The following is a 16,314-nucleotide window of genomic DNA, read 5'->3' as shown; positions in this document are numbered from 1 at the left end:
GCCCCGGCATAAGAACAAAAGGGGCGACCGCATGGCCGCCCCTCCGCATGTCCGTCGATGCGGCGCCGCCTCAGGCAGCGAGCTGGCGCAGCACGTAGTGCAGGATGCCGCCGTTGCGGAAATACTCCAGCTCGTCCAGCGTATCGATGCGGCAGAGAAGCTTGACGACCTGCCGCGTCCCGTCGGCGCGCTCGATGGTGGCGTCCATGATCTGGCGCGGCTTGACGTCGGCAAGACCGGTGATCGTCACCTTCTCGTCACCCGTCAGACCCAGCGTCTGCCAGCTCTCGCCCTCGTTGGCGAAGACGAACGGAACGACGCCCATGCCCACCAGGTTCGAGCGGTGGATACGCTCGAAGCTCTGCGCGATCACGGCGCGCACGCCCAGGAGGACGGTGCCCTTCGCCGCCCAGTCGCGCGAGGAGCCGGTGCCGTATTCCTTGTTGGCGAAGATCACCAGCGGCACGCCTTCGTCCTTGTAGCGCATCGCCGCCGTGTAGATCGGCAGCTCTTCGCCCGAGGGGTAGTGCTTGGTGATTCCGCCCTCGATGCCCGGCACCATCTGGTTCTTGATGCGGATATTGGCAAAGGTGCCCCGCATCATCACCTGGTGGTTGCCGCGCCGCGCGCCATAGGAGTTGAAGTCCACCGGGCGCACCTGATAGCTGACCAGATATTCGCCCGCCGGGCTGCTGGCCTTGATGGAGCCGGCCGGAGAGATGTGGTCGGTGGTGATCGAGTCCAGGAACAGGCCCAGGATGCGCGCACCCTGGATATCCTCGACCGGCTTCGGCGTCATGCTCATCCCGTCGAAATAAGGCGGGTTCTGCACATAGGTCGACCGGTCGTCCCATTCGTAGGTGAGCCCGCCCGAGACGTTGATCTTCTGCCAGTGTTCGTCGCCGGCGAAGACGTCGGAATAGCGCGTCTCGAACAGGTCGCGGGTGACGGTCTTGCGGACGATCTCGGCGATCTCCTGCGTCGACGGCCAGATGTCCTTCAGGAAGACGTCGTTGCCGTCGGCGTCCTGGCCCAGCGGGTCGTTCGTCAGGTCGACGAAGAGCGAGCCGGCGAGGGCGTAGGCCACGACCAGCGGCGGCGAGGCCAGGTAGTTGGCGCGCACGTCCGGATTGACGCGGCCCTCAAAGTTGCGGTTGCCCGAGAGGACGGAGCAGGCGACGAGGTCATGCTTGTTGATGGCGTCGGAGATGTTTTCCGGCAACGGGCCGGAATTGCCGATGCAGGTGGTGCAGCCATAGCCGACGAGGTTGAAGCCGAGCGCGTCGAGGTCTTTCTGCAGGTCCGCCTTTTCCAGATATTCGGTCACGACCTGGCTGCCGGGGGCGAGCGAGGTCTTGACCCAGGGCTTCACCTTCAGGCCCTTCTCGTGCGCCTTGCGTGCCAGGAGGCCGGCCGCGACGAGGACGTTGGGGTTGGATGTGTTGGTGCAGGACGTGATCGCGGCGATCACGACGTCGCCGTCGGAGATGCCGTGGTCGGTTCCTTCGACGGGGTGACGCACGGTCTGCGGCGTCTGGCCGGCCTGCCCCGCGCCCTCGTCCATGTAGCGGGCGTCGCCCACCGATTCGGGCTTGTCGCTTTTCTTGCGGCCGCCGTGGATTTCCGTCAGTGCGATGTCGAACTTGCGTGCGGCGTCGGTCAGCGCGACGCGATCCTGCGGACGCTTGGGCCCGGCAAGCGAGGGCACGACGGTGGCGAGGTCCAGTTCGAGCGTGTCGGTGAAGACGGGCTCGCCCTCGGTCAGGCCGTGGAACATGCCCTGCGCCTTGGCATAGGCTTCCACCAGCGCGATGCGATGCTTGTCGCGGCCGGTGGCTTCCAGATACGCGACGGTATCCTTGTCGATGGGGAAGAAGCCGCAGGTCGCGCCGTATTCCGGCGCCATGTTGGCGATGGTGGCCTGGTCTTCCAGCGTCAGGTTGGCGAGGCCGGGCCCGAAGAACTCGACGAACTTGCCGACGACGCCCTTCTTGCGCAGCATCTCGGTGACGGTCAGCACCAGATCGGTCGCCGTGGTGCCGTCGGGCAGCTTGCCCGTCAGGCGGAAGCCGATGACTTCCGGGATCAGCATGGAGATGGGCTGGCCCAGCATCACGGCTTCTGCCTCGATGCCGCCGACGCCCCAGCCCAGGACGGCGAGGCCGTTGACCATGGTGGTGTGCGAATCGGTGCCGACGAGCGTGTCCGGATAGGCGACGGTTTCGCCGTTCTCCTCACGCGTCCAGACGGTCTGTGACAGGTATTCCAGGTTGACCTGGTGGCAGATGCCGGTGCCGGGAGGCACGACGCGGAAATTGCGGAACGCCTTGGAGCCCCAGCGCAGGAAGGTGTAACGCTCGCCGTTGCGGTCGTACTCGACCGTCACGTTCTTTTCGAAGGCGTCCTTGCTGCCGAAGAAATCGACCATGACCGAGTGGTCGATGACGAGATCCACGGGGACGAGAGGGTTGATCTTGGTTGCGTCGGCGCCGAGCTTCTCGGTGGCGTCGCGCATGGCCGCCAGGTCGACGACGGCCGGAACGCCGGTAAAGTCCTGCATCAGCACGCGGGCCGGGCGGTAGGCGATTTCATGGCCGGCCTTGCCGCGGTCGTCCAGCCACTTCACGACGGCGCGGACGTCGTCCGCCTTGACGGTGCGCCCGTCTTCGTTGCGCAGCAGGTTTTCCAAAAGCACCTTCATGGAGAAGGGAAGTCGCGACGCCCCCTCCAGGCCGTTCTTTTCGGCTTCCTTGAGGTCGTAGTAGACATAATCCTTGCCGTCGACGGTCAGGGTGCGGCGGCTTTTGAATGTATCGGGATGGGACACGGGCTCTCGTTCCTTCTCGAACCAAAGTGATGTCCGAAAGGCGAACGCCAGTCGCGCCCGCGGAATTGAGCGCGTTTGGTAATGCGGGTACGACCATTTCCGCTCGTCCGCCTCCGCGCCTGCCGGGGAGGCAGGAAGCATGAGATCGGCGCTGTTGATCCACGCCGGTCGCTGGTGTGGTTGCCGCCCTTATAGGCAAGTTTGTAATCGCTATAAAGGGGCTACACGCTTCCGACGGCGCTATTTTTGCGGCAGCCCTTGCATTGTCGGCAGCCACGGGACAGGACAGGGCGGAAGCTGGTTTCGCGGGGGCGGCGTGGTTGAACTGAGGCTCGAAGGCGTGGTGATCGGCCGTGAGGCCCGTGCGCTCGGCCCTCCGATCAGCCTTGCACTGCGCGCCGGCGAGGCGCTCGTCGTCAGCGGTCCGAACGGGGCCGGGAAATCCACCCTTCTCAGAACCATCGCGGGCCTGACGCCACCGCTGGCCGGCCGCCTGAGCGTCGGCGGGCTGACCGCGCCCGATGGAGAACCGGCCTCCCATCCCGGGCAGGTGTGCCACTATATCGGCCATCGCAACGGGCTCAAGCCGCTCGAGACTCTGCAGCGCAACGTGGCCTTCTGGCGCGATTTTCTGGGGGGCGAACGGGCCTCGGTGGACAAGGCGTTGGCGGCCCTCGACCTGCTGCCCCTGGCCGGCATACCGGCCGGCTACCTGTCCGCCGGCCAGCAGCGGCGCGCGGCGCTCTGCCGGCTTCTGGCGGCATGGCGGCCACTGTGGCTGCTGGACGAGCCGACGAACGCCCTGGATACCGCGTCGCAGGCGCTGTTTGCAGAGCTCGTAACGCGGCATCTGTCGAAGGGCGGCATCGTGGTTGCGGCAACGCATCAGCCGATGCGGCTCGGCGCGGTGCGCGAACTGGTCCTGACCGCCGCCGGCGAAGCGCATGCGGCGGAGGACTGGCAATGGTAAGCCTGTTCCTGCGCGACCTCGCCTTGTTCGCCCGTGGCGGCGGCTTCGCCACCGGGCTCATCTTCTTCCTGGCCCTCGTGGTTACGATTCCCTTCGGCATCGGGCCGGATCTCGGTCTTCTGTCGCGCATCGGGCCGGCCATCCTGTGGATCGGCGTGCTCATGGCGACGCTGCTGTCGCTCGATCGCCTGTTCCAGGCCGACCGGGAGGACGGAACGCTCGACGCGCTGATCCTCGGGCCGGTGCCCATGCCGCTGGTGGTCCTCGCCAAATGCGCCGCCCTCTGGTGCGCGGCCATCCTGCCGCTGGTCGTGGCCGCACCAGCCCTGGGCCTTCTGCTTGCGGTGGAGCCGGTGGCGCTGGCCGCCGTCGCGGCCACGCTTCTGGTCGGCTCGCCCGCCATCGTGCTGGTCGGGGCCGTCGGCGCGGCCGTCGCGATCTCGCTGCCGCGCGGCGGCGTGCTCGTGTCGGTTCTGGTGCTGCCCCTGACGGTGCCGATCCTGATCTTCGGGGTGACGGCCGCCTATGGCGCGGCCAACGACCCCGCGCCCTTCCGCGAACCGTTCCTGGTGCTGTGCGGGCTGTCCCTTTTCTTTTCCGTGCTTGGGCCCGTCGCGGCAGCCCGTGCGCTTCGGATGCTGGCCGATTGAAGGATATGACGATGCAGGATGCCTATTCACTGTCAATGGAGATACCCACGGTCGAGGATTACCGTCGCCTGCGATCGGTCGCCGGCCTTTCGGGCAAGACGGAGGAGGCAGCGCGGCTGGGCCTGCCGAACAGCTGGTCGGCGGCTGTCGTGCGGCATGAAGGCCGCGTCGTGGCCATGGGCCGGGTGATCGGCGACGGCGGCTGCTTCTTTCAGGTATGCGACATGGCGGTGGAGCCCGAGCATCAGGGAAGGGGGCTCGGCAAGCGCATCTTCGCCGAATTGATGGAAGACCTGAACGCGCGCGCGCCAAGCTCTGCCTATGTCAGCCTGATCGCCGACGGCGATGCGAAGCATCTCTATGCAAAGTTCGGCTTCGAGCCGGTGACGCCCGTATCGATCGGCATGGCGGTGTGGATCGGCGGACGGCCATCCAAGGGCACGTGAGCGTCGCATGCTGCACCGCAGCGCACCGCACAATTGCGGTGGCGGCGACGCGCATTTAGATTGCCTCTCATGAACGACATCGCCGTCAGACAATCGCGCTTTTCGGCGCTGGCCAACCCGACGCGCTTCCTGCAACTGTCCGGCAGGGTGCAGCCATACCTTTATGCGGCGGCCGTCGCGGCCGTCGCGGTGGGCCTCGGCCTCGGCTTCGCCGCGCCGGAAGACTACCAGCAGGGCGCGACGGTTCGCATCATGTTCATCCACGTGCCCTTCGCGTGGCTGTCGATGATGGTGTGGACCGTGATGACCGTTTCCGCACTCGGCGCGCTGGTCTGGCGCCACCCCATCGCAGAGGTATCGATCAAGGCCGCCGCACCCCTAGGCGCGGCCTTCACCTTTCTGGCGCTGGTGACGGGCTCGGTCTGGGGCCGGCCCATGTGGGGCACATGGTGGGTATGGGATGCCCGGCTGACGAGCGTCTTCGTGCTGTTCATCATGTATCTCGGGGTCATCGCACTCACCCGCGCCTTCGAAGATCCCGGCCGGGCGGGCAAGCCCTCGGCCATTCTGGTCCTCGTCGGCTTCATCAACATTCCGATCATCAAATTCTCGGTGGACTGGTGGAACACGCTGCACCAGCCGGCCAGCGTGGTGCGCATGGACGGACCGTCCATGGCGGCGGTCTACCTATGGCCGCTGCTGTTGTCGGCGCTGGGCTTCTCGCTGCTGTTCTTCGCCTTGCACCTGACGGCGATGCGCACCGAAATCCGACGCCGGCGCATCAACGCCCTGGCCCGGCGGTCGGCCGCGCGTATGGAGGCCTGACGAAATGACCGGCGACTATCTCGGCTATATCGCGTCCGCCTACGGCGTATCGGCTTTCGTCATGTCGGCCCTGTGCCTGTTCGTATTCCTGGATGCAAGGTCCGCCGCGCGGCGCCTGAAGGCTTTGGAGGGGAAGCGCCGATGAAGCCGGGCAAAGCGCGCCGTCTTGCGCTGGCGGCGCTGCCGCTGGTTCTTTTCATCGGGATGGGAGGCCTGTTTCTCTACGCGCTGGAATCGGGCCGCGATCCGCAGGCCCTGCCATCGGCGCTGCAGGGCCGTGCCGCCCCGGCCACCAGCCTGCCACCGCTGGAAGGCGCGCGGCTGGCGGATGGCCATCCCGTTCCGGGGCTGGAGTTTCCGGCCGGAGGCACGGGCCGGCCCACGCTGGTGAACGTCTTCGCGTCGTGGTGCGCCCCCTGCCGCGCCGAGCATCCGTTGCTGATGCGGCTGGCGGCCGACCCGCGCTTCGACCTTGTCGGGATCAACTACAAGGACAAGCCCGATCAGGCGCTGGGGTTCCTGTCGGAGCTCGGAAATCCCTACGCACAGATCGGGGCGGACGAAGACGGGCGCGCCGGGATCGACTGGGGCGTCTACGGGGTGCCCGAAACGTTCCTGGTGTCGCCGGAGGGGACGGTGCTGTGGAAGGCGACCGGCCCGCTGACCCCGGCGATTATCCAGGACGAACTCCTGCCCCGGTTGCAGGCCAGCCGCCCCCTGTCCTGATCTTCCGTCTCAGAACCGCCAGGCTACCCGCCCGCTGACGCCTTGGTTGTCGCCATCACTGCCGAATGCCTGTGAGTAGCGGACATCGATGGACACGTTATGGCCGAGCTCCGCGGATGCCTCGAGCGACGTAATGAGCGCATCGGCGGCTTCTGCGGCATTGGCGACGGAGAATGCCGTTCCGTCGCCGAAGGACAGGCCTTTCGTCGTCGCAAGATCGCCTTCCGCGTGGCGCCAGCCGGCCATGGCCGCAATGGACATACGACGCGACCCGATGGCAAAGCTCTTGTCGGCCCGCAGAGCGGCCGTGAAGATGGCCTGCGCATCCGTATCCTTGTTCGCCGAAAGGGCGGCCGTGCCGCCCGATTCGAAGAAGGCGTCGCTGCGTGTCTGTGCGTAGGCGAAAGCGACGAAGGGCTCGAACGTCAGTCCGGCAAGGCGTCCGGACGACACCGTCTTGCGGTATCCGAGCTCCCCGAACCCGACGAGCGTCCGGGCATCGTAGTCGGCGGACAATTGCTCCGAGAGGCCGGGCAGGACGACGGATCGCGCGCTTTCGATGGAGCTGACGATGGTGCCGGCACCGACACGGAGCGTCATCGGCCCCAGCCCGTGTGCGGCGTAGAGGCCGAGGCCCGCCGAGTCGATATCGGCCGAACCCCGCCCCGATACGGACGTCGTGTCGCGCATCGTGCCGGCGAAAAGACCCACCGTCAGCCCATTGTCGAGATGGCGGTCGAGACCGAGAACGATGCCGGCGCCATCGCTGTCGATGGCCTCCCCGTTGCCGTCCCCGTCAATCGACTGCCATCGGCCGATACCCGTGGCCCAGACCGTAGACCCCCCACGGCACGCTGTTTGCTCCGCGTCCTCGCCGTCGCAGGCGTTCGTCGCATCGCGGGTGCGGCCGGCCGCAGCGGACAGAAGGTCCAGACCGGCGTTCAGGATGGAGCGGGAGGATGCGGCATGGACCTCGCCGGACAGCTGGTCGTAGGCGGAAAGGGCCACGCCGGTGCTGTCGCTATGCGCGACGGCGTTTTTCAATCCGCTCGAATCGGACATGCCATCCAGTGCGGTCGCCACCGCGATCTGGTTCGGCGTTTGCGCGACGCCGCGGAAGCTCTGTGCCTGCACCACGGAAAGATAGGCGGTTTGCGCGTCATAGTGCGGGGCAAGGGAGAGGAAGGGCGAGATCGCAGGCGTCGATGCCGACGACCAGGTTCCGGTAAGGCCGCCTGTGGCCGTCAAGATGGTGTAGCGCGTGCCAAGACGATAGGTGCCGGGCGTGGTGGAGGAGGCGATAAGGCGCGATCCTTCGTCCAGTACGGCCGACCCGCCCACCGTCAGGCGGTCCGATGCGGATGTCGCCGGGTCCAGCTCCACCACGTAGGTGGCGCCGGCCTCCTGCCGGAAGGCGCCCACAACGGTGAGCGTGCCGATCGAGTTTCCGGGAGCGAGCGTGCCACCGTTGCCGACGGTCAGGTTGCCGACGGTGCCCCGCCCGGACACCGTTCCGGTCGACAACACCGAGACGGCCGACAGGGAAAGATCGCCATTGACGGCCAGCTCACCCGCCTCGACGCGCGTTGCGCCGGAAAAGCCCGCCGTTTCGCCGGTCAAGGACAGGAGGGCCGTTCCCGTCTTGCGTATGGTCTCGAAGCCCCGGAACTGGCCCTGCTCTCCCAGCCGCGCGTTGTCGAACGTACCGTTGTCCGTGGCGTCCAGCGTCAGCATGTCGCCTGCCCCCGCGCCGATCACCAGGCCGGTCACCGTCGCCTTCGCCGTATCGAGGACCAGTTCGTTGGTTGCTCCGGCAAACTCGATGGCCGTGCCGCCGGCCGTATTCGCGATGGTGCCGCTATTGCGGATCGTGGCGTTGCCCTGCCGCATGAGGATGGTTGCCTCACCGGCGGCAGCGGAGGTGATCGTACCGGAATTGTCGAGCGCGATGGTCGTACCGGCTGCGGATACGGCATGGCCGGTCGTGGCCGTCGTCGCCCCGGAATGGACAAGCGAGACAGCACCTGCGCCGTCAACCACGATGCCGTCCGCGCCCGCGATCTGCCCTTGCTGCCGGATGGTGACGGTGCCCGATGGCGTTTCCACCCAGATGCCGGTCTGCGCGGCTTCGACCCGCCCGGTATTCTCGACGATCACGTCGCCCGTCTCGCCGACGCGGGCATGAAGGCCGTAATGGCCGATGCCGCCATCGGCCTGTGCCGTGTTGTCCCGTGCGAACGCATTTCCAGAATTGACGATGGTGACCGTGCCGTTTTCCGTCCAGGCCACGAGGGCCGAATCGTCCTGCGCCGTCACGCTGCCGCTGTTCAGGATCGTGGCGGGTCCGGATGCCGACCATGTCACGAGGCCCTGCCGCCAGGTCGTCTCGACCGTTCCGCGATTGTCGACCTGCGCCAGCCCCTCGTAGTTGATCGCGCGGGCGCCGGCCTGCATCGAATGGACGGTGCCGGTGTTCACGATATCCGAAACCCCGCCGCGCGCGTCGACATACAGGCCGCGATACCGTGTCGAATTTACTGCTCCGCTGTTCGTTATGTGCGCGCTGCCGCTGAGGGTCGTTACGGTGATGCCCGGCTCTTCAACGCCGGTGACCTCGATCGTGGCGGCGGAATCGACGGTCAGGTTTCCGCTGCCTTCGACCCGCAGCCAGATTCCGCCAAAGGTATCGCCGGACCGGATCTGCACCTGCGGGCCGGCATTGACCGTCATGTTTACGGCATTGCGGGTGGTCATCATGCCGATGCCGGCATAGGCAGGCCGGTTGATGGATGTCGTGCCGGTGAGGTTCAGCGTCATGTTCAGCGGGTCGGTGGATGAGCCCGATGGATAGTAATCGAGCCCGGCCGCGATCATCGAATCGACGTCGAAGATAACCGTTCCGGAAACCGGCGTGGCGGAAACCAGTGTGCCATCGCAACTGTTGACGGTGCCGATGCCGGTGATCGTGCACCCTGCGTGCGCCGCATTGGGCAGGACAAGAAGAAGCGCTAGCGGAGCGACGGACCCGCCGGCCATCAGGGCCGTGCGCAAGCGTTTATGTCTGGTACGCGAAGAAAACATGCCATGGCCCCTGCAAGAACATATTCCTGCAAATTGCATTGCATGTTGTATGATGTCAAATAAAAGACATATAAATCAGGTTGTGCCCGCCGCGCCCGTGAGGGACGTCAGGAACCGGCGGGTCCGCGCCTCCTTCGGGGCGCCGAACAGCGCTTTAGACGGGCCCTTCTCCACGACGACGCCCGCATCCAGAAAAACCGCTTCGCCGGCAATGCGCGAGCCCAGGCGCAGATCGTGCGTGGCCATCACCATCGTGGTGCCGTCGCGCGCGAGCCCTGCCAGAACCTCTACCACCTCGTCGGCCAGTTCCGGGTCCAGCGCCGAGGTCGGCTCGTCGCAGAGCAGCACGCGGGGCGAGGGCGCCAGCGCCCGGGCGATGGCGACGCGCTGCTGCTGCCCGCCCGACAGCGTCGCCGGCCAGGCGTCCGCCTTGTCCGCAAGGCCGACGCGTTCCAGAAGCTGCATGGCGCGTTCTCGCGCCTTCGCCTGCGGCCACTTCAGAACCGTCACCAGCGGTTCCATCACGTTCTGCACGGCCGTCCGGTGCGGGAAAAGCTGGAAATTCTGGAAGACCATCCCGGTCTGGCGCCGCACGGCCTGCACCTGCCGCCAAGGCACCTTTCGACCCGGCTGGAACTCCATTCCCGCCTCGCCGACCTGCAGGTGGCCGCGATCCGGGGTTTCGAGCAGGTTGATGCAGCGCAGGAGCGTGCTCTTGCCGCTTCCCGACGGGCCGACCAGCGCGGTGACGCTGCCTTCCGTAAAGCGCAGCGAAATGCCTTTCAGCACGTCGTTCGCCCCGAAGCTCTTGTGGATGTCCTCAAGGGCGATCATGACCGCGCCTCCATGAAGCCGCCATACCGGTTCAGGCGCTTTTCCAGCCGGGCCTGAAGCGACGACAGGACGGAGGACAGCAGAAGATAGATCAACGCCGCCTCGATATAGAGGATGAGCGGCTCGTACGTCACCGCGACGATCCGCTGGGCCTGCTGGAACAACTCCGGTACGGTGATTGCGGCAGCCAGCGACGTGTCCTTTACCAGCGAGATGAACGTATTGGACAGCGGCGGCACGGCGGTGCGGGTGGCCTGCGGCAGGATCGTGCGCCGCATGGTATCGAACCAGTTCATGCCGATGGAATAGGACGCTTCCCACTGCCCGCGCGGCACCGAGGCGATGACCGCGCGGATGATCTCCGAAGTATAGGCGCCGACATTCAGCGTGAAGCCGATGACGGCAGCGGTGAAGGCATCCAGCACGATGCCGGCGCTGGGCAGGCCATAGAAGATCAGGAAGAGCTGCACCAGCAGCGGCGTGCCGCGAAAGATCCATACATAAAAGCGCGCCACGAGCGCGAAGGGCCCCGGCGCGAACATGCGCACCAGCGCGGTCGCAAGGCCGAGCGACAGCCCCAGCACGAAGGAAATCAGCGTCAGGGGCGCGGTAAACTTGAGGGCCGCCCACAGCAGCGGCCCGAGGGAATCCCACATGAGTTGCAGCCAGAAGGGCATTTCAAACTCCGCCTTCCGGCCCCGCCGGTGACACTCAGTGCGAGACGTCCGCGCCGAAATAGGTGTCGGCGATGGCCTGGTAAGTGCCGTCGGTCTTGATTTCTTCAAGGGCGGCGTTCACCGCCGCGACCAGGTCGTCCTGCCCCTGACGCATCAGGATTCCGGAATATTCCGCGTCGGCGACTTCGGCGGCAACCCGCACGGGTGCGTCCGGTTGTTTCTTGCGGAAGTCCAGAAAAGAGAGGCTGTCGTTGATCGTGGCATCGGCCCGGCCCTGCAGGACAAGCTGGATCGACTGGTCGAAGCCGTCGGTCGCAACGAGTTCCGCGCCGTGCTCCTCCGCCAGACGGCCGAAATTGCTGGTCAGCGACTGTGCCGCGCGCAGGCCCTGCAGATCGTCGAAGCCCGTCACCGCTTCGTTGTCGGCCTTGACGATCAGCACGGCCTTCGACGCGATATAGGGTTCGGAAAAGCTGTACTTGCGCTGCCGCGCCTCGGTGATGCCGACCTGGTTGATGACGGCGTCGTAGCGATTGGCGTCGAGCCCGGCGATCAGGCCGTCCCATTTGCCTTCCAGGAATTCGGCGCGCACGCCCATCTTCTCGGCGACGGCGCGGCCGATCTCGACATCGAAGCCGACAAGCGTGCCGCCGGCATCGTGATAGGTGAAGGGCGCATAGGTGCCTTCGGTGCCGATGCGGATGACGCCGTCCGCCTTGATCCGCTCAAGGTCGGTTTGCGCTTGGGCAGGGGCGGAGAGACCGGCCGCCAGGACTGCGGCGGCAAATGTTGCTTTGAACCATGTCATGGCACGTTCCAGTTCCGTCGTGTCGGGGTATCGACCCATGACGGTTCAGGTAAGGTCTACAGACAAAAGGTGAAGGCCGCGCCGGTCCAGATTGCGAGGCCATGCGCCTCCCAGAGCCACAGCCCGCCCGCCAGCACGGCGAAGATGCCGGCCGCCGTCGCGGCCCTGAGGGCAAGCGCGCCGCTCATGCCGCCTGCGGCCGAAGGATCGGCCTGTCCCGGATGGGCAGGTTGACGAGGCCGGCCAGGAGGCCGAGCGCGACGGACACCTGCCAGGCAAGGTCGTAGCTGCCGCTATCCTCGAAGAAGCGGCCGGCCAGCCAGGCGCCGAAGAAGCCTCCCACCTGATGGCTCATGAAGACGATGCCGAACAGCGTGGCGAGGTACCGCACGCCGAAGATCTGGCTGACGAGCCCGCTGGTCAGAGGTACCGTGCCGAGCCACAGGAAGCCGATGGCGCAGGCGAAGAGCGTCGCGCTGAGCGGCGTGAAGGGCACGGCCAGGAAAACGACGATGACCGCCGACCGGGCGAAATACAGGGCCGACAGCACATATTTCTTGCGCAACCTGTCGGCACTGAGGCCGAAGACGTAGGAGCCGACAATGTTGAACAGGCCGATGAGCGCCAGCGCCCGCGCCCCCACCGCAGGATCCAGCCCCTGGTCGGACAGGAAGGCGGGCAGGTGGGTGGAGATGAAGGCGACATGGAAGCCGCAGACGAAGAAACCGAAATTCAGAAGCCAGTAACCGGGGTGGCGGGATGCCTCGCGCAGGGCTTCCCCCAGGCTCTGCTGCCGGACGGCGCTGGCCGGGCCACCGGCCGGAAGGCCGGCTATGCCGCGTGCCAGAACGACGATGGCGAGCGCCAGCACCGCGCCGAGCAGCATCGTTTCCCGCCAGCCGAAACTGCTGATCAGGCCTTGCGTCAGCGGCACCACCATGAACTGCCCGAACGAGCCGCCGGCCGTGGCGATGCCGATCGCCGTGCCGCGCCTCTCGGGCGGGACGGCGCGGCCGACCGCGCCCAGCACGACGACGAAGGTGATTCCCGTCATGGCGATTCCGGCCAGAAGGCCGAGCGATAGATTGATGCCGAGCGCGCTGCCTGCCATGCCGGCCAGCGCCAGCGCAAAGGCATAGAGAAGTCCGCCCGCGGCGGCGACACGGCCCGAACCGTGTTTGTCCGCCAGCGCGCCGACGAAGGGCTGAGCCAGCCCGAGAATCAGTGTCTGGACGGCTATGGCGAGGCCGAAGGCCTCGCGGCTGACGCCGAGTTCCAGCTCGATCGGGCGCATGTAGAGGCCGAAGGATTGGCGCAGGCCCATGGATATGGTGACGATCGCCGCGCCGCAGGCCAGCACGATGGCCGGCCTTGCATATCCGAGACGGGAACCTGTCCGCATGTCGACGCTCCTCCACGCGGGGCCCCGCGCACGCCCTCAGTAAGGGAGTCGCGGGCGCGTGGTCAATGGCGCCGTGTCAGGCCTGCAGGGCGTTTTCGTGGGCGTCGTGAATCTCGGCGACGAGGTCCGGCGGCAGGCGCAGCGCGGACGCCAGCTTCTGCAGATAATCGCGTTCTGCCGGCGTATCCGCATCGATGGCCATCAGCGATGCGAGATAGACCTCGACCCCGGCCTCGGGCGTGCGGGCCTGCGCGGCCAGATCCTCCACCGGCATCGGGCGACGCAACTCGTCCATCACCAGCGATTTTTCCTCGGCATCGAGTTCGAGCCCGTCCATCTTGCCGAAGATGGCTTCCTCTTCCGCGCTGTCGATGCTGCCGTCCGCCTTCGCGGCGGCGATCATGGCCGACAGAAGCAGGCGGGCATGTTCCTGCTCTTCGCCCGGCGGCGGGATGAACGCGGTATCCGACGCGTCCGGGATCTCGCCGGGTGCGATGCGGCTGGCCGAATTGCCGGCCTGTTGCGCCTGGTAGTTCTGCCAGGCCTTGTAGCCGAGCCCGGCAACAAGAGCGAGGCCGCCGAGCCGCAGGGCAGAGCCGCCGAGCTTCCTGGCGTTCTTCCCGCGCAGGAGATAGGAGGCGAGGCCACCGGCAATCACCGGGCCGAGCGCGCCGCCCATGCCACCGCCCATTCCGCCGCCGCGCCCACTGCCACGGCTGCCGCCGAGGACGCTGCCCACGAGGTCTCCGAGCCCGCCCGGCAGGCCGGCGCCGAGCCCTCCCTGGCCCGTCTGCATGCCGCCCTGGCCCATTCCCGGCCTTGGCGCACCGCGCCCCGTGCCGAGAAACTGGTCGAGAAGTTTTTGTGCGTCGATCATGCTCAGCGCTCCTTGAATACCTTCGAGGGGAAAGGTGGGAGCCTCGAGGCGATTTGCAACGCGCTACTTCTTTGCGTCGAACAGCGGCTCGGTGGCATGGCGCTTCAACAGCGGGAACTGAGCCAGCATGAAGGCGATGGTGATGGGCATCGTGCCCCAGACCTTGAATGCCACCCAGAAGTCGGTGGAGAAGAGGCGCCACACCACTTCGTTGAGCACGGCAAGGAAGACGAAGAACAGGCCCCAGCGCAGCGTCAGCTTGCGCCAGCCCTCGTCGTCGAGCTTGAAGGCCTGGTCGAAGACGTAGCCCAGCAGCGGCTTGCCGACGGCCAGTCCGCCCAGCAGGACGGCGGCGAACAGGCCGTTGACGATGGTCGGCTTCATCTTGATGAAGACCTCGTCCTGAAGCCACAGCGTCAGCGTGCCGAACACGACGACGACGATGCCCGATACGATCGGCATCACGGGCAAGGTCCGGATCATCGCCCAGGAGACGGTCAGCGAAACCACCGTCGCCAGCATGAAAAGCGCCGTCGCCACGAAGAGCGGCCCGCCGAGCGCCCCCAGCGCGGGAACCGCCTCGGCGATGGCCTCGCCCCGGTTGTTGGCAAAGAAGAAGACCACGAGCGGCCCAAGTTCGAGGGCGAACTTGACGATCGGGTTCATCTCCTTGCGGCCCGGCCTGTTGGGGGCTTCCTCGACGATGCGTTCGGACATCTCGTGCTCCTTCAATGCCTCAGGCCGCCCGGCCGGCGATCGCTTCGGCGAAATCGCGCGCCTTGAACGGTTCCAGATCGTCTATGCCTTCGCCGACGCCGATGAAATACACCGGCAAGGCATGGCGCGTCGCGATGGCCACCAGGATGCCGCCCCGTGCCGTGCCGTCCAGCTTGGTCATGACCAGCCCGTTAACCCCGGCCACATTGCGGAAGATCTCCACTTGGTTCATGGCGTTCTGCCCCGTCGTGGCATCCAGCGTCTGCAGCACGGTATGCGGCGCATCGGGCGCGCGCTTGCGCAGCACGCGCACGATCTTCTCCAGCTCAGCCATCAGTTCGGTGCGGTTCTGCAGCCGGCCGGCGGTATCGATGATGAGCACGTCCGAGCCGTTGCGCAATGCCTCGTCATAGGCCTCGAAAGCCAGTCCAGCGGCATCCGCCCCGATATCCCGCGCGATGACGGCCGAGCCGGTGCGCTCGCCCCAGATCTTCAATTGTTCCACGGCGGCGGCGCGGAACGTGTCGCCCGCCGCCAGCGTAACCTTCAGCCCGCCCCGCGTCAGCTTGGCGGCCAGCTTGCCGATCGTGGTCGTCTTGCCGGTGCCGTTGACGCCGACAACCAGGATCACATGCGGCTTGACCGAAAGATCGAGCTCCAGCGGCCGTGCGACCGGCGCAAGCGAACGCTCGACCTCCTCCGCAAGTATGGCGCGTACCGCCTCGCCCGTGATCTCCCTGCCGTAGCGCCCATCGGACAGGCGTCCGGTGATTCGGGTGGCGGTCTCGACGCCGAGGTCGGCCTGGATCAGCACGTCCTCGAAGTCCTGGAGCGTATCCTCATCGAGGCGCCGCTTGGTGAAAAGCGAGGTGATCTGCCCCGACAATTGTCCGGAGGAACGCGAAAGACCATCGGCAAGCCGTTGGAACCAGCTTCGCGCCGGTTCCGCCGCCAGCGCCGCACCGGCCGCGGCCTGCTTGGCCTCGACGACGCGCCAGCCGGGCTGGTCGGGTTCGCCACCATCCAGCTCCGCCTCGTCCTCCGGCTCGACCGGCTCGTCCAGCCAGGCGAAGGAGCCGTCGGCCTCTTCCTCTTCGGGCAGCAGCTCCATCTCCTCGACGGAGACGCTCTCTGGAGCGGCTTCCACCACAGGCTCCGGCGCGGGCAGGCCGCCATCCTCTTCGATCAGGGTCGCCTCGGCCTCTTCCACGGCTTCGGCGTCGGGCGCGTCCTGCCTGAGCCAGCCGAAGTCGGATTCCGGCTCGGCGTCGGGTACGCCCGGCTCCTCCAGGAATGCGAAATCGTCGTCATCGGCCACGGCAGGCGCCTCGGCTTCGATGGGCTCGGCGGGCGCGGCATCGCTCGGCGCAACTTCCGCCGGCACCGTCTCGGCCGGTGCGATCTCCGCCGGCTTGGCGGAGTCGTCCTGGCCGAAGGTGAAGATGCGGCGAAAGAAGCCTTTCTGCTCTGCCAT

16 protein-coding genes are annotated in these 16,314 nt (G+C 66.6%); 6 read left to right on the top strand and 10 right to left on the bottom strand.

Annotated features, from left to right (window positions below; genetic code table 11):
* Nucleotides 1-70: 70 nt before the first annotated feature.
* Nucleotides 71-2,827: an aconitate hydratase AcnA gene (gene acnA, locus NDN16_RS02045; RefSeq protein ID WP_251111942.1), complete on the bottom strand. Its 2,757-nt coding sequence runs from the start codon at nucleotides 2,825-2,827 to the stop codon at nucleotides 71-73.
* A 316-nt stretch (nucleotides 2,828-3,143) separates the two neighbouring features.
* On the opposite strand from acnA, the gene ccmA reads away from it, so the two are divergent.
* The 6 genes from ccmA to NDN16_RS02015 all read left to right on the top strand — a co-directional run bounded on the left by ccmA (nucleotide 3,144) and on the right by NDN16_RS02015 (nucleotide 6,444).
* Complete coding sequence (gene ccmA, locus NDN16_RS02040) at nucleotides 3,144-3,797, top strand: heme ABC exporter ATP-binding protein CcmA (protein WP_251111941.1); 654 nt, start codon at nucleotides 3,144-3,146, stop codon at nucleotides 3,795-3,797.
* On the top strand, nucleotides 3,791-4,447 hold the full coding sequence (ccmB, locus tag NDN16_RS02035; RefSeq protein WP_251111940.1) for a heme exporter protein CcmB: 657 nt from the start codon (nucleotides 3,791-3,793) through the stop codon (nucleotides 4,445-4,447). Before ccmA ends, ccmB begins: the two co-directional genes overlap by 7 nt.
* A 5-nt stretch (nucleotides 4,448-4,452) precedes the next feature.
* Entirely contained in the window at nucleotides 4,453-4,893 is a 441-nt protein-coding gene (locus tag NDN16_RS02030; RefSeq protein ID WP_251112088.1) for a GNAT family N-acetyltransferase, read from the top strand.
* 69 nt (nucleotides 4,894-4,962) lie between these two features.
* A complete protein-coding gene (locus NDN16_RS02025; protein ID WP_251111939.1) occupies nucleotides 4,963-5,718 on the top strand; it encodes a heme ABC transporter permease in 756 nt (251 codons plus the stop codon).
* Between the two features lie 4 nt (nucleotides 5,719-5,722).
* The gene (ccmD, locus tag NDN16_RS02020) at nucleotides 5,723-5,863 is read left to right on the top strand and encodes a heme exporter protein CcmD (RefSeq protein ID WP_251111938.1); all 141 of its coding nucleotides are present in this window, start codon (nucleotides 5,723-5,725) and stop codon (nucleotides 5,861-5,863) included.
* The gene (locus NDN16_RS02015) at nucleotides 5,860-6,444 is read left to right on the top strand and encodes a DsbE family thiol:disulfide interchange protein (RefSeq protein WP_251111937.1); all 585 of its coding nucleotides are present in this window, start codon (nucleotides 5,860-5,862) and stop codon (nucleotides 6,442-6,444) included. The genes ccmD and NDN16_RS02015 overlap by 4 nt, the downstream gene beginning before the upstream one ends.
* A gap of 9 nt (nucleotides 6,445-6,453) precedes the next feature.
* Here the strand turns inward: NDN16_RS02015 and NDN16_RS02010 are convergent, their stop codons facing one another.
* From NDN16_RS02010 to ftsY, 9 genes are all read right to left on the bottom strand, one after another.
* Nucleotides 6,454-9,495, bottom strand: a complete 3,042-nt coding sequence (locus tag NDN16_RS02010; RefSeq protein ID WP_251111936.1) for an autotransporter outer membrane beta-barrel domain-containing protein — start codon at nucleotides 9,493-9,495, stop codon at nucleotides 6,454-6,456.
* A 105-nt stretch (nucleotides 9,496-9,600) separates the two neighbouring features.
* Nucleotides 9,601-10,359 (bottom strand): amino acid ABC transporter ATP-binding protein, encoded by a 759-nt coding sequence (locus tag NDN16_RS02005; protein ID WP_251111935.1) that lies wholly within the window; start codon nucleotides 10,357-10,359, stop codon nucleotides 9,601-9,603.
* On the bottom strand, nucleotides 10,356-11,036 hold the full coding sequence (locus tag NDN16_RS02000) for an amino acid ABC transporter permease (RefSeq protein WP_251111934.1): 681 nt from the start codon (nucleotides 11,034-11,036) through the stop codon (nucleotides 10,356-10,358). Before NDN16_RS02000 ends, NDN16_RS02005 begins: the two co-directional genes overlap by 4 nt.
* A 34-nt stretch (nucleotides 11,037-11,070) precedes the next feature.
* Nucleotides 11,071-11,844, bottom strand: coding sequence for an amino acid ABC transporter substrate-binding protein (locus NDN16_RS01995; RefSeq protein ID WP_251111933.1), 774 nt, complete (start codon nucleotides 11,842-11,844; stop codon nucleotides 11,071-11,073).
* A gap of 56 nt (nucleotides 11,845-11,900) precedes the next feature.
* Complete coding sequence (locus NDN16_RS20870) at nucleotides 11,901-12,032, bottom strand: hypothetical protein (protein WP_285292303.1); 132 nt, start codon at nucleotides 12,030-12,032, stop codon at nucleotides 11,901-11,903.
* Complete coding sequence (locus NDN16_RS01990; RefSeq protein WP_251111932.1) at nucleotides 12,029-13,246, bottom strand: MFS transporter; 1,218 nt, start codon at nucleotides 13,244-13,246, stop codon at nucleotides 12,029-12,031. Before NDN16_RS01990 ends, NDN16_RS20870 begins: the two co-directional genes overlap by 4 nt.
* A gap of 76 nt (nucleotides 13,247-13,322) precedes the next feature.
* Complete coding sequence (locus NDN16_RS01985; protein ID WP_285292302.1) at nucleotides 13,323-14,123, bottom strand: tellurite resistance TerB family protein; 801 nt, start codon at nucleotides 14,121-14,123, stop codon at nucleotides 13,323-13,325.
* Between the two features lie 63 nt (nucleotides 14,124-14,186).
* Entirely contained in the window at nucleotides 14,187-14,840 is a 654-nt protein-coding gene (locus tag NDN16_RS01980) for a septation protein A (RefSeq protein ID WP_251111931.1), read from the bottom strand.
* A gap of 19 nt (nucleotides 14,841-14,859) precedes the next feature.
* Nucleotides 14,860-16,314, bottom strand: coding sequence for a signal recognition particle-docking protein FtsY (ftsY, locus tag NDN16_RS01975; protein WP_251111930.1), 1,455 nt, complete (start codon nucleotides 16,312-16,314; stop codon nucleotides 14,860-14,862).

It is taken from the genome of Aureimonas altamirensis (assembly GCF_023702225.1).
Taxonomy (GTDB): domain Bacteria; phylum Pseudomonadota; class Alphaproteobacteria; order Rhizobiales; family Rhizobiaceae; genus Aureimonas; species Aureimonas altamirensis_B.
Note: the sequence above shows the minus strand (reverse complement) of the source record. Positions and strands in the feature narration are given on the sequence as shown.